Raw genomic sequence first — 13489 nt, forward strand, 5'->3', positions numbered from 1 at the left:
AAATGCGCGCCGGTGGGGCACATCGCGCTGTTGTCGCCAAATTCACCCAGCCGAAGCTTTGGCCCCTGCAGATCGACCAGAATGCCGATGGGTCGCGAGAAGCGCGATTCAAGATCACGGATGATGACGACGAGCTCGCGCATGCGATCATGGCTGGCATGGCTCATATTGATGCGGAATGTATCAGCGCCCGCCAGAAACAGCTTCGAGATCATCTCCGCGCTGGAGGAGGCCGGACCGAGTGTCGCGACAATTTTGGTTGAACGCCGACGCCTCATTTCGTTGCTCCTGACGAGGCCTCGGCCTCTTTGCCCGAGCGACCCGGCTCGGTCAGCTGAACTGTCCAGGTGGAAAGCTCACCGGTGTCAATTTCGAAGAAGCCGGCCCGCTCATGGCCGCGCGCCACGCACTCCCCGATATCGCGAATGGTAAAGAGCTTGGGATCAGCGCACATCAGATTGGGACCACCCCATTCGCCCCCGCGGTCATAATCAACCGCCCGCAGGTAATAGTAGCGCGCGCTCAGCGGCCCTTCGAGCAGGGTTTCACACGTACCGGGCAACATGTTCCACCAGCCCTCCGTTACCCAGCCCTGCGCATCCTTGTAGCCAAGCGCCACCCCGACGCGGCTCGACGTCTTGTTGCAGATGCGCAGATTGGCCTGCGCCGGCGACATGCCAACCCCCAGCCAGAGAACCGCAAGCAGCACCACCAAGGGAGCCCCGCTGGAAAGCCATTTCGAGTAGCGCCACCACCTTATCTGCATCATGGATCAACCAGTATGACACGAAGATCATTGACGTTGGTGAGCGTGGGACCGGTCATCACCAGATCACCCAGACGCTCGAAGCACGTCGTCGCATCATTGTTGGCAAGAAATGCGGCAGGATCAATCGCCTGCTCTCGCGCCCGCCTCAGCGTATCGGGAAAAGCCATCGCGCCTGCCGCATCATCCGGCGCGCCACTGCCCCCGTCGGTGCCATCGGTATCGGCCGCAAGAGCGTGAATGGCCGCGTTGCCATCAAGCGCCAGCGCCAGCGCCAGCACATATTCCTGATTGGGACCGCCACGGCCCTTGCCGTTCACCGTTACCGTCAGTTCGCCGCCCGACAGGATGGCCGCCCGCTGCCCTTGTGCGGCCAACCGGCGCGCCATGGCCGCATGCGCGCCCGCAACCTCCCGGGCTTCACCCTCGACATCCGCGCCAAGTGAAATGACCGGATATCCCAGCCGGTCCGCCTCGCGGCACGCTGCCTCAAGCCCGTCGCGCGGCCGGCAGGCGATGATGAAGCGCTCACCGTCAAGGCGCTCATCGCCGGGCTTCGGGCTTTCGTTTGCCGGATCGCCCAGCACGCGGGCAATCGCCGGCGACGGCCCGATACCAAACCGGGCGAGAACCGCCCGGGCGTCGGCAAGCGTACTGTCATCACCAACCGTCGGGCCAGAGGCGATCACCGAGGGATTGTCACCGGGTACATCGGAGATGGCAATCGTCACCAGCGGCGCCGGATGCGCGGCAACAGCCAGCCGCCCGCCCTTGAGGCGCGACAGGTGCTTGCGCACGCAGTTGAGCTCGCCGATATGCGCCCCTGCCCGCTGCAGGGCCCTGGTCAAAGCCTGCTTGTCAGCCAGCGACACGGCACCGGCCGGCGCCACCCAATTGGCCGAGCCGCCACCGGACAACAACACCAGCACCAGATCATCGGCCTGCGCCGCGCTGGCAAGCTCCAGCGCCTGGCTGGCTGCCCTGACGCCTGCCTCGTCGGGGATCGGATGACCGGCCTCGATCACCGCAACGCGCCTTGTTGTCGTTGCATACCCGTAGCGGCAGACGGCGCTGCCCGTAATGCGCTCGGGCGTGAGGCCAAGCGTATCGATGTAATGGGCTTCGGCGGCGGCGGCCATCGACGCGCCCGCCTTGCCGGCCGACAGGATGATCAGCCGGCCGCGCGGTGCTGGAGGCAGGTGGCGGGGAAGAAACTGCGCTGGTTGAGCCGCCCTGATCGCCGCCTGCAGAATTGACCTCACTTCATCGCGTTTGTGTGTCACGCTGCGGCTCTCATTTGCTCTTGACGATGGCGGGCGTTGGCTGCCACCGCCCGCGTGCCTTGACCCATCATTGAAACAAACCATTGGTGAAAACCAGCCCTTATCGCGCACCGCATCAGGCAATGACAAGGGTAGATGACACCAAACCGCCCCTCCTTCTGCGCGCTACTCGGGTATTGCGGCTTCAGGCGAAGAATTGCGGGGATGGCGGCACATTCACCGGTTTCAGCCTTGACCGCGCCTGACTTGGGCGCCATGCGATGAGCCTCAATGAAGCGACGGAGAAACCATGAGCGATATCGACATGACGGCGCGCGCCCAGATCAAGGCCATCGTCGAGCGCATCGAGCGGCTGGAGGAGGAGAAAAAAGCTCTCGCCGACGATATCCGCGATGTCTATCTCGAAGCCAAGGGCAATGGCTACGACACCAAGGTGTTGCGCAAGGTGATTTCGCTACGCAGGCAGGATGCCGAAAAACGCGCCGAGGAAGAGGCCGTCCTCGACACTTATCTGGCGGCCCTTGGCATGCTGGGTGATGGGCTGACGCGCGCGCCCGGCGACAACTGATCTTATGCCAGGAAGGAACGGCGCCGGGTCAGATGGTGCTCGGCCGCTTGGCCCTGATCGCCTGACCGCCAAAAGCCGACAAGGTGGGCGTCGGCCGGCGGCCAAACTGCGTCGCCAGCATCGCTGGCCCCATCGTGAGTTCGAGATTGCCAACTGACGGCGGCGTCATCGGCGCTGTCTCAGCCATCGGCGTGGGGGTCAACGTCCTGCGGTCGAGACGGCGATAATCAAGTTTGGCTAGGACGGCTTTTGCCACCTCGTCACGCAGGCGGGCAGCCAGCGGCGCCAGGGCTGACACCTGCTCGCCCTGCGTTTCAAGCCCCGTGGCTGGCGCGCCCGCCGGCTGATCAAGACGGGCGATCGCCGCAAGGCCGGCCTTGTCCCGCAGGCGCGCGGCAAGCGGCGCGAGCGCGGCAACCGGCTCGCCGTCCGTCTGCAATGCGGCAATCGACAGCTCATCCTGCGGACGTTGACCGACGGCCTCGCGCGGTCGCTCAAGCGGCAGGGGAATGAGCCTGCTGATGGCGCTGGTGGCCGGGCGCGGCAGCGGCGCGGGAACAGGCGCCGCGCCATCTTCCGCAACGCCAATCGTTGGCGGCTGAAGCGAGGCTGTCACAATCGGGCGTGGCAATGGGCGCGCCACCGGGCTTGCGACCGCACGCGGCGTATCAGCTACGTCAGATGCGGGCGCTGCCGCCGGTTCCTTGCCCACCGTATCGCGGGCGGCAACACCAAGCGTTGGCGGCGGCGGCACGGCACGCGCCGCAACCGGGCGCTGTGTCGATGAAACGATCTTCTTGTCGTCCTCATCCTCATCGTCGGATTTGCCGGCGCCAAAGAGGTTCGCCAGAATATTCGTCGCCGAACCACCCCGGCTTTCGGCCGGCTGCTTGTCGCTATTCCCCGCATAGGCAAGAACGGTTTCGCCGCGCTTGCCATCGCGCCCCAGCCGCGCCAGCGTCGTCTCATAGCCCGCAAGCGGTTTGCCATCGGCGGGCAGATGGATGGTATTGCCATCCGGGAACAGGCGCGCCAGCTGATCACGCGTCATGCGTGGCCAGGCGCGCACATTGCCGACATCCAGATGCACGAACGGCGAACCTGACGTTGGATAGAAGCCAACCCCGCCGCGCTGGCGCAGCATGCCGCGCTCGCGAATGCGCGACAAGGCGACGCCGGGCACGAAGAAATCCATGGCTTTGCCGCGCGTGTGCTGGCTTTCCTTGGCAACGCCCGCTGAGCGCGAGCGCAGGAAACTATTGGTCTGGCGTGAGCGAAAACCGCTGACCAGCTGGAGCGGCTCATTCCCGCCAAGGTCGCGATAGACCTCCCAGACGAGATCAAGCAGGCGCGGGTCCATCTCGGTCGGTTCATTGGTCCGCCAGTCGCGCAGGAACCAGTTGTATTTCTTCAAGCCTTCCTGATCGTAGCGGCCATCACGCTTGAAGACGACGTCGATACTCTCTCCGTTATGCGTGTTCTTGATGCGAAGCGACCGCGTGTCGCCATTGGCGTCCGCCGGCTGCAAGGCACTCGACAACACAGGCACGATCGACAGCGCACACACCGTGAGCAACGCCAGACGTTTCAAACCGTCGCGAGAATGAGTTCGCCCGCCAAACCACAAAATGACATTACCTCGTCCAAGCCCGCCACAGCGGCGTTCTGCCGATGCCTCATCCATTTTGTCCGAGCTTGGTTAACCAAGCCCTTCCACAACATCAATAATTGCCGTTCATGGCAAAGCTTGGGCAAGCATCCGGCGCCACCATGGCGCTTTCGGCAGGCACAGCGCCTCATTATGGCCGATTGCGATGTTGTTGACCAGTCGCGCGCGCGAAGCCGGCAGCTCATGGCAACAACACCGGTCAACCGGCTGGCTTTATCGGATCAGGGTCGCGCTTGTCTGCGTGGACGGGTTTTGCAACCCCATAACCTGCTTCATTTTGCGGTCAAGCCCGTAAATATCAGCTTGCCTGGACAATTGCCCTTCCGCGATCGACAGCGTGAAATAGGTCAGATGGACGGGAATACGCCGCTTCAATTTCACGTAGCTCTCACCCTTGCCATACAGCCGTTCGATACGCTTGCTGTCGAGGTTGCCTTCGCGCGCAAACACCGCATCGGCAAATTTCAGAGGCTGATCGACCCTGACGCAGCCATGCGACAACGCCCGTTCATTGCGGGTGAAAAGATGTCGCCCCGGCGTGTCGTGGAGATAGATCGCATGATCATTGGGGAACATGAACTTGATCCGCCCCAACGCGTTGCGCTCGCCCGGCGCCTGACGGAACGACACGCCGCCACTGCCCGACCGCACCACCTGCAGCCCGCGCCGGGCGACCGCCGCCGGGTCTCGCCGATAAAGCGGCAGGATCTCGTTCTTCAGAATGCCCGGTGGCACCGTCCAGCTCGGATTGACCACGATATACTGCATTTCGCCCGAAAACAGCGGCGTCGGCGTCGTCTGCTGGCCGACAATCACCCGCCCCTGATAGGCAAGACGACCGGTATCGATGACGCGCACGAGATATTCCGGCACGCTCACCATGACGAACGATGAGCCAAGCTGGCGCGGCAACCAGCGCCAGCGCTCCATATTGATGATGAGATCGGCAATCAGCCCCTGGTTTCTGGTGCTCGCTTCATCGAGCAAGCGGCCAAGCTCACGCCGAAGCGCAAGAAAGGCCGCATGCGGCGGGTTCTGCGCCTCGATGACGGCGACCGGGTTGGCGCTCATTGCCAGAGTATCAAGGAGCGCCCCAAGCTCCGGTTCGGGGCGTTTTGCAAAGACATTGGGTTGCAGCTTTGTCACATCGACGCGCCCGCCCATGGCATGGCGTGCATAGCGCAGCAGCGCGCGCATCAGCGCTATTTCACCAGCAGCCTTGATATCAGCTGACGCGCTCGCGGTGATTAACCCGAAAACCTTGTCATCGTAATCCTCGGCATTGAGGCCGTCATAGCGCGCGCCAGCCAGGCGTTTCAGCAGCAGCTGCGCCTGCGGCGACCAGCCTTCATCCGAAACAAAAAGCGGCGCAAATTGCCGCTGGCGATAAAACACCAGAATGGCGTCGAGATTTTTCTTCTCCGTTACGCCTGCGCGAATTCCGGCGGCAAGCCGCGCCTCGATCTGCGCTCCGAGCAGCGAGGAGGCCGCCCGGGACCCGTCCGTCTGTTGCGGCGGGGTCTGCGCCAGCACCGCCGACGGCGGCACGGAGCATAAACCGAGGATCAACAGCGCTGAAAAGCGCAGAGCATAACGACCACGGATCGGCATGCGGTTATCTCCTGTCGATCACCGTCGTTGCAAGGCATGACGCGGCAGGGCGTTCGAATCAACCGGAAAATGCCCGCAACAGCGATTTATTCCGCCGCCGAGACCGATTCAGCCAGGCCAAGCTCGCGCAGACGCCGATAAAGCGTCGAGCGACCAATCCCCACCCGGCGCGCCACTTCCGTCATGTTGCCGCGATAATGCGTGATCGCGTAACGCAGCAGGTCACGCTCGACATCGGTGATCGAGCGGATTTCCCCCACCTCGTCCAGCATGCTCACCTGCCCGCCGCGCATGGGCGGAGGCATCGAGACCATGTTGTGGGTTGCAACCGGCATGAAATCGACCGGTACCACATTCCCCGGCACGGGCGCCGCAGCGCTTGCCGACGAGGAGACCGCGGCGATCGGCTCGCGACGGATCGCTGCCTCCTCGAAGCCGTCGACCTGCGCGGCAATCTGCGGGAACTCGCTCACATCGAGGATCGACCGGTCACTGAGGACAACCGCACGGAACACGGCATTTTCCAGCTGACGGACATTGCCAGGCCAGCGATAGGTCGACAGCAGCCCCATCGCCGCCTCCGACACGCCATCAATACGCTTGCCTTCTTCTGACGAGAAGCGGGCGATGAAATGCTTGACCAGATCGGGGATGTCGGTGAGGCGCTCGCGAAGCGGGGGAATCCAGATCGGAAACACCGAAATGCGGTAGTAAAGATCCTCGCGGAACTTGCCATCCTTGACCTGCTCGACCAGCGTCCGGTTGGTTGCCGATATGAGGCGCAGATCAACCTTCATCGTCTTGCGCCCGCCGACCGGCTCGACCTCGCCCTCCTGAATGGCGCGCAACAGCTTGACCTGCGCTTCCAGCGGCAATTCACCCACCTCATCAAGGAAGAGCGTGCCGGTATGAGCCTCCATGAATTTGCCGGTATGCTTTTCCTGAGCGCCGGTGAAGGCTCCTTTTTCGTGGCCAAAAAGGATCGATTCAACGAGGTTATCGGGAATGGCGCCGCAGTTGACGGTCACGAAGGGCTTGGTGCGCCTGTCGGAACTTCCCTGGATGGCGCGCGCGATCAGCTCCTTGCCGACACCTGATTCGCCTTCAAGCAGAATGGGGATGGTGGAAGCGGCCGCGCGTTTGCCAAGCTCCAGCACCCGCACCATGCTGGGCGAGCGCGACAGGATGTCCTTGAACGACAGGCCGCCATCACGCCGGCGGTTGATGCGCTGGATTTCGCCCTGCAGCGAATTGACCTTGAGCGCATTGCGCACCGACACATCAAGCCGCTCGACCGATACCGGCTTGACGACGAAATCGAAGGCACCCGCCCGCATCGCCGAGACCACCGTATCGATGCCGCCCTGGGCGGTGAGCACGATCACCGGCTTGTCGATACCTGCTTGCTTGAGGCGCGCCAGCACACCCATGCCATCGAGATCAGGCATCACCAGATCAAGCACGATGAGCGCGATATCAGCCGACTCGCGCGAGGCCATGAAGCGCAGCGCCGCTTCACCGCCATCAAGCGTGATGGCGCGATAGCCGATGCGCTTCAGCGCCTCCTCGACCAGACGCCTCTGGATCGGATCATCGTCAACGACAAGAATAGTTTCTGGCATCAAGGAAACCTGTACGAAATTGGAACAATCGACGCCAACCATGCTTGCAATAGGTAAACAGCGTCTTTCCAAATGCTATTTTCTGCCTCTGCGACGTGCCGAAACGAGAATGTGTGAACAGCTGCTTAATCGATGCGCCTTCTAAAAGCCTGTCTTCGCATGCTAGCACTGGACGCCAATGCTCAACCGCGCGACAGGGACAATGCCAAACCGTGAATGCTTCCCCCCTTCCTGAATGGAATCTGGCCGACCTGTACCCTGGCGCCGATTCGCCGCAGCTGCGCGGCGATCTCGACAACATCAGCGGCACATGCGAGGCCTTCGCTCTCAAGGCCAAAGGCAAGCTCGATGCTGTTGCGCGCGAGGCGCCCGACACGCTGGCGGCCTGGCTGGCTGATTATGAAGCCATTCAGGACCGTATGGGTCGGATCGCCTCCTTCGCAGGGCTGCTTTATGCCGGCGAGACCACCGACGCGACACGCGCGAAATTCTACGGAGACGTGCAGCAACGCCTGACCGATGCGTCAACCCACCTCTTGTTCTTTGAACTCGAACTCAATCGCATCGACGATGCCGTGATGACGCAAGCCTTGTCGCACTCCCCGGCGCTTGCCGATTACCGCCCATGGATCACCGATTTGCGCCGCGAGCGCCCCTACCAGCTCGACGATCGCCTCGAACAGCTTTTCTTGGAAAAAAGCGTCACCGGTGCTGCCGCGTGGAATCGCCTTTTCGACGAAACCATTGCCGCCTTGCGCTTTGATGTCGAAGGTGAAAACCTGGCGCTGGAACCGACGCTGAACCGGCTCCAGGACACCGATCCCGATCGCCGCCGTGCCGCCGCCGAGGCGCTTGGGGTGACGCTCAAGCAGAATTTGCGCGTCTTCACCCTCATCACCAACACGCTTGCCAAGGACAAGGACATCGCTGACCGCTGGCGTGGCTTTGGCGATATGGCAGCCTCCCGTCACCTCTCCAACCGCGTCGAGCCGGAAGTGGTGGAGGCGCTCGTCAGCGCCGTCAAGGCAGCTTATCCGCGCCTCTCTCACCGCTATTACGCATTGAAGGCCCGCTGGTTTGGCAAGGAGATGCTTGATCACTGGGACCGCAACGCCCCGCTGCCGCGGGTGGAACAGCGTGAATTTTCCTGGGCCGAGGCCCGAGACAGCGTGCTCTCAGCCTATGGTCGTTTTTCGCCTGAACTGGCGGCGATCGCCGGCCGTTTCTTTGACGAGCGCTGGATCGATGCGCCGGTGCGCCCCGGCAAGGCGCCCGGCGCCTTTTCCCATCCGACCGTTCCCTCGGCGCACCCCTATATCCTGCTCAATTATCAGGGCAAGCCGCGTGACGTGATGACGCTTGCCCACGAACTCGGCCACGGCGTGCATCAGGTCTTGGCTGCTCACAACGGCGCGCTCATGGCGCCAACCCCGCTGACGCTTGCTGAAACCGCCTCCGTCTTCGGCGAGATGCTGACCTTCCGCTCCCTGCTGGCGGCAACGACTGACAAGACCGCGCGCCGCGCTCTGCTGGCCGGCAAGGTCGAGGACATGCTGAACACGGTCGTGCGCCAGATCGCCTTTTACGATTTCGAGCGGCGCATCCATGGCGAGCGGCTGCAAGGCGAGCTTACATCCGACGTCATCGGCAATCTGTGGATGGAGGTGTCGCGCGAAAGCCTCGGACCCGCCATCCGCCTGCATCCGGGTTATGAAACCTATTGGGCCTATATCCCCCATTTCATCCATTCGCCCTTTTATGTTTATGCCTACGCCTTCGGCGATTGCCTGGTGAATTCGCTTTATGCCGTCTATGAGCGCGCCGAAACCGGCTTTGCCGAGAAATATCTCGCCATGCTGTCAGCCGGCGGCACCCGCCATCACAGTGAGTTGCTGAAGCCCTTCGGCCTTGATGCGAGCGAGCCTGATTTCTGGACGCTGGGTCTGTCGCTCATCGAGCGCATGATCGGCGAACTTGAGGCCATGGGGTGAGCGATGAGCCGTTCGGTCTGGCTTGAATGCGCGCTCAACGGGCCCTGGGGTCGCGATCTCCAGCCGGCGATTCCTGTTACCGCAGACGAGATTGTCGAGGCAGGAATTGCCGCTCACGGCGAAGGCGCGGCCATCCTGCATTTCCACGCCTATGACGAGGTGACAGGGCGCCAGCGCGACGACGCAGCGATCTATGCACCGATCATCGAGCGTCTGCGCCGCGCTACCGGCGCCATCGTCTATCCCACTTTGCCGATTGCCGGCAGCGCGCTCTCCGGCCCGGGTGGCAGCGCCCTTGAGCGTTTCGCCCATGTCGAGGCGCTGGCGAAAATGGGCCTCATCGAATGGGCGGTCGTCGATCCGGGATCGGTCAATTTTGCCCGCCGTGATGCTGCCGGTCATCACATGCCGGGCTTCGTCTACGCCAACCCCGATGATCATATCCGTCGCGGTCTGGAGCTCGCGGCTCTGTATCGTTTTCACCCGAGCTTTGCCATCTACGAGCCGGGCTTTACCCGCCTTGGCGCGCATGTGGCCCGGCTCATCCCCGCCCCCCGGGCGATCTATCGTTTCATGTTCTCCGAGCAATTTGCCTGGGGCTTTCCTCCCGAGCCTTATGCGCTCGAGGCACATCTTGCCCTGCTCGCCGACGAAGCGGCGCATGCACCATGGATGATTGCCGGTCTTGGCGTTGATCTTGTCGAACTGATTGCCATGACAGTGGACAAAGGCGGGCATGTGCGCGCCGGCCTCGAGGACGCCCGCTTCGGCACGCCGATGGATAATGGCGTGCTGACGGCCATCGCCGCACGCGAAGTTGCGCGAGCCGGCGGCGCACTTGCCACACCTGCCATCATCCGCGCCGCCCTCAGCTGACGTGACGCTTCGCCGCGCCCCCTCCCTCGCCTTTCCCGCTATAGTGATCCACAGGCCACCATGAGCGCTGACGATCCTGAAAAGAACCGAATGAGCGAGCGCGCCCGGCGCTATGCGCGCGTTGGCGCCGGCGTTGGCCAGGCAACCGCCCGCATCGCCGGCGCCCGCCTCATCGGCCAATCCTCTCGCGGCAGCGAGGCTGCGCTCCTGCGCGCGGCTCTTGGCAATCTGCGCGGCCCCATCGTCAAGGTGGCGCAATTGCTGGCAACCATCCCCGATCTTCTGCCGCCCGAATACACGGCTGAACTGCAAAAGCTGCAAGCGCACGCGCCCGCCATGGGCTGGGCCTTCGTCAAGCGCCGCATGCAGGCCGAACTTGGCCCTGACTGGCGCACGAAATTCGCTGACTTCACCCATGAACCGTCAGCCGCCGCCTCGCTCGGCCAGGTCCATCGCGCCACGGCCCATGATGGCACGGCGCTTGCCGTCAAGCTGCAATATCCTGACATGCAATCAGCGGTGGAGGCCGACCTCAAACAACTCGATTTCGTCTTTTCACTGCACGCCCGCTTCGATCGCGCCATCGATACCAGTCAAATGCGCGGCGAGATCGCCGCCCGTATCCGCGAGGAACTCGATTACCGCCGCGAAGCGCGCCACCTCTTGCTTTACCGCCATATCCTGAGCCGCGAATCTTTGGTGCGGGTCCCTGATCTTCGCCCGGAACTCTCCACCGGGCGCCTGCTGTCGATGACCTGGGTCGACGGCGATCCTCTGCTCGATTACCGCGAAGCCTCGCAGCAAGACCGCAATCTTCTCGCCACCGCCCTTTTCCGCGCCTGGTGGCACCCCTTCAGCCAGTTCGCGGTGATCCATGGCGATCCGCATCTGGGCAATTACACGGTGCGCAGCGATCAGGGCGAGGCACAGGGTATCAATTTGCTCGACTTCGGTTGCGTGCGCATTTTTCCGCCGCGCTTCGTCTCCGGCGTCATCGACCTTTACGAAGGCCTGCGCGACAGCCGCCCCGACCAGGTGGTGCATGCCTACGACATCTGGGGTTTCAAGAATCTCAGCAAGGAGCTGATCGACACGCTCAACATCTGGGCACGCTTTATCTACGGGCCGATGCTGGAGGATCGCGTGCGCACCATCGCCGATGGGGTAGCGCCGTCCGAATACGGGCGCCGCCAGGCGTTTCAGGTCCACAAGGCCCTGAAGGAACGCGGACCCGTGACGGTGCCGCGCGAATTCGTCTTCATGGACCGCGCCGCCATCGGCCTTGGCAGCGTCTTCCTGCATCTGCGCGCTGAGTTGAATTTTTACCGCCTCTTCAACGACACCATCGCCAACCATGTCGAGGATGATCTCGCGGCTCGCCAGTCGCAGGCCCTCACGGCGGTGGGGCTGGAGCCTGCGCCGGCATAACTGGCGGCACGGGCAAAACCGCCGTGAATTCAAGAATAAGTCGGGCCACCTCATCGCCAGCCGACCATTGCGGCATATGGCCGATGCCCGCCAGCTCTACCAGGCGGCTGCCCTTGATCTCACCGGCAAGCCGCTCGGCATGCAGCGCATTGCTCACGATGACATCCGCGCCGCCGCACACGATGAGGGTGGGTGCAGTAATCTCACAATATTGCGGGCTGAGACGCGTGACATTGGCCTTGAGCCCAACCACATCAAGGGCATTGGCGCGGAAGGCCTTTGGTCGCAAAGCCAGCGCTGCGCCGCTGCGCAATTCATAGCGATCGGGAACCGGATTGGGCGTGAAGATCGACGGCAGCACTAGCGGCATGACAAGCGCGCCGAGGAACGGCGGGAACAGCTCCGAAAAGACGCGACCGATGACCGGCAAGGCCGCAATCCGGTTATGCCACGAAACCCCGCCGCCGCCCGGCCATGGATGGGTGGCGGGGGTGATCACAACGAGCCCTGCAACCCGCTTTTTGTCGATCAGCGCCACCGCACAGGCAACCGCAGCCCCCAGCGAATGACCGACAATGACCGCTTGGCCGACATCAAGCTGGTCAAGAGCCTCGACGATCATGCGGGCCTGCCCATCCGGCGCGCTCGCCGATCGCCCCGGCGGACGTTCGCTCCAGCCATGGCCGGGACGGTCGAAGAAAAGAATGCGCGCCTTGGCGCCAAGACGAGCCCCAAGCGCCGCCTCGCCATCGCGCGCATTGCCGCTCGCGCCGTGAATGACCACAATCGGCAGTCCCGGCACGGCAGACGGATCGTCCGGCGCCCGATCAATCACATGCAGCACCGCTGGGCCCGACACCGGCACTTTTCTGCCCAGCGCAGGATATTGCTTTTCAAATGTACGTGAAACGCGACGCGACGCCCACCACAGCATCACGAGCGCCAAAGCGGCAAGCCACAGGCTATCGCCTGAAAGGAAACTCATCCGCGCAGCCAAAATAACAAGCCCGCTCTCACCCCGGTCGCCCCTCGACCTGTGGCGACAGGCGCTCCACCTGCTTCTTCAACTGGCCGCGCAGCGGGATGAGAGCTAACGCCGATTGGAAGGCGGCGAACGCCTCTTTTTCCCGGCCGATTTCAGCGAGTATGTTTCCAAGCACACCCAACGCCCCGTAATGGCGCGGCTCCAGCGCCAGCGTCCGCCCGAGATCATTGATCGCCTGCCCGATCGCCCGCATCTGGTAGGCAACCACCGCACGGCGGAAATAAGCCTCGAAATGATCGGGGTTGATGGCAAGCAGCGCATCGAGATAATCAAGCGCTGTCGCATAGCGCTTCTGCGCAAACTCTTCCTGCGACCACTCAAGCAGGGTTTGCGCCGTTGCCCCGCCGCGCCGCACCCACAGCGCCGTCAGCGCGTCATCGATGGTTTCCGCTTCGGTTTCGCTTTTGGCCTCGCGCAATTTAACATAAAGGGCATCAACCAGCTTGGCGTAAGCCTCGGGCGATTGCGCCTCGCCGCGCTGTTGGGGATTGGGGCCGGGAGCCACCGGTTCGCGCTCGATCTTCTGCGGCACCCCGGTTTCCGGCTGGCCTGTCTCTTTCGGTGATTGACCGGCATCGCTCTGCGCTGCGGCAAAACCAGGCCACAGGGCAATCACTATAAAAAGGGCTA

12 protein-coding genes are annotated in these 13489 nt (G+C 62.9%); 4 read left to right on the forward strand and 8 right to left on the reverse strand.

What is annotated here, in order from left to right:
• The 3 genes from ACINK1_RS07505 to ACINK1_RS07515 all read right to left on the reverse strand — a co-directional run.
• A partial coding sequence (locus ACINK1_RS07505) for a pyruvate kinase (protein WP_395760049.1) occupies window positions 1-278 on the reverse strand: 278 nt, incomplete at its 3' end.
• A complete protein-coding gene (locus tag ACINK1_RS07510) occupies window positions 275-769 on the reverse strand; it encodes a DUF1036 domain-containing protein (RefSeq protein ID WP_376802618.1) in 495 nt (164 codons plus the stop codon). The genes ACINK1_RS07505 and ACINK1_RS07510, both read right to left, overlap by 4 nt.
• Window positions 766-2049 carry a glycerate kinase gene (locus ACINK1_RS07515; protein ID WP_376802619.1) on the reverse strand — a complete coding sequence of 428 codons (1284 nt, stop codon included), beginning with the start codon at window positions 2047-2049 and terminating at the stop codon, window positions 766-768. The genes ACINK1_RS07510 and ACINK1_RS07515 overlap by 4 nt, the downstream gene beginning before the upstream one ends.
• 289 nt (window positions 2050-2338) lie before the next feature.
• Here ACINK1_RS07515 and ACINK1_RS07520 point away from each other — a divergent pair, with 289 nt between their 5' ends.
• Window positions 2339-2617, forward strand: coding sequence for a DUF2312 domain-containing protein (locus ACINK1_RS07520; RefSeq protein ID WP_376802620.1), 279 nt, complete (start codon window positions 2339-2341; stop codon window positions 2615-2617).
• Window positions 2618-2645: 28 nt separating this feature from the next.
• Here the strand turns inward: ACINK1_RS07520 and ACINK1_RS07525 are convergent, their stop codons facing one another.
• The 3 genes from ACINK1_RS07525 to ACINK1_RS07535 all read right to left on the reverse strand — a co-directional run bounded on the left by ACINK1_RS07525 (window position 2646) and on the right by ACINK1_RS07535 (window position 7519).
• Complete coding sequence (locus ACINK1_RS07525; RefSeq protein WP_376802621.1) at window positions 2646-4301, reverse strand: DUF882 domain-containing protein; 1656 nt, start codon at window positions 4299-4301, stop codon at window positions 2646-2648.
• A gap of 198 nt (window positions 4302-4499) precedes the next feature.
• The gene (locus tag ACINK1_RS07530; protein WP_376802622.1) at window positions 4500-5897 is read right to left on the reverse strand and encodes a murein L,D-transpeptidase; all 1398 of its coding nucleotides are present in this window, start codon (window positions 5895-5897) and stop codon (window positions 4500-4502) included.
• A gap of 86 nt (window positions 5898-5983) precedes the next feature.
• The gene (locus ACINK1_RS07535; protein ID WP_376802623.1) at window positions 5984-7519 is read right to left on the reverse strand and encodes a sigma-54 dependent transcriptional regulator; all 1536 of its coding nucleotides are present in this window, start codon (window positions 7517-7519) and stop codon (window positions 5984-5986) included.
• A 212-nt stretch (window positions 7520-7731) separates the two neighbouring features.
• Here ACINK1_RS07535 and ACINK1_RS07540 point away from each other — a divergent pair, with 212 nt between their 5' ends.
• Genes ACINK1_RS07540 through ACINK1_RS07550 form a run of 3 tightly spaced genes read left to right on the forward strand, consistent with a single transcriptional unit; the run spans window position 7732 to window position 11814 of the window.
• Window positions 7732-9510, forward strand: a complete 1779-nt coding sequence (locus ACINK1_RS07540) for a M3 family oligoendopeptidase (RefSeq protein ID WP_376802624.1) — start codon at window positions 7732-7734, stop codon at window positions 9508-9510.
• 3 nt (window positions 9511-9513) lie between these two features.
• Window positions 9514-10386, forward strand: coding sequence for a 3-keto-5-aminohexanoate cleavage protein (locus ACINK1_RS07545; protein ID WP_376802625.1), 873 nt, complete (start codon window positions 9514-9516; stop codon window positions 10384-10386).
• Between the two features lie 60 nt (window positions 10387-10446).
• Window positions 10447-11814, forward strand: coding sequence for an AarF/ABC1/UbiB kinase family protein (locus tag ACINK1_RS07550; RefSeq protein WP_376802626.1), 1368 nt, complete (start codon window positions 10447-10449; stop codon window positions 11812-11814).
• Here the strand turns inward: ACINK1_RS07550 and ACINK1_RS07555 are convergent.
• On the reverse strand, window positions 11780-12799 hold the full coding sequence (locus ACINK1_RS07555) for an alpha/beta fold hydrolase (RefSeq protein WP_376802627.1): 1020 nt from the start codon (window positions 12797-12799) through the stop codon (window positions 11780-11782). The two genes, ACINK1_RS07550 and ACINK1_RS07555, sit on opposite strands and share 35 nt — an antisense overlap.
• Window positions 12800-12827: 28 nt before the next feature.
• Window positions 12828-13475, reverse strand: coding sequence for a tetratricopeptide repeat protein (locus tag ACINK1_RS07560; RefSeq protein ID WP_395760050.1), 648 nt, complete (start codon window positions 13473-13475; stop codon window positions 12828-12830).
• Between the last annotated feature and the right edge of the window lie 14 nt (window positions 13476-13489).

It is taken from the genome of Raskinella chloraquaticus (SeqCode), assembly GCF_021731865.1.
GTDB lineage: Bacteria > Pseudomonadota > Alphaproteobacteria > Rhizobiales > UBA4765 > Raskinella > Raskinella chloraquaticus.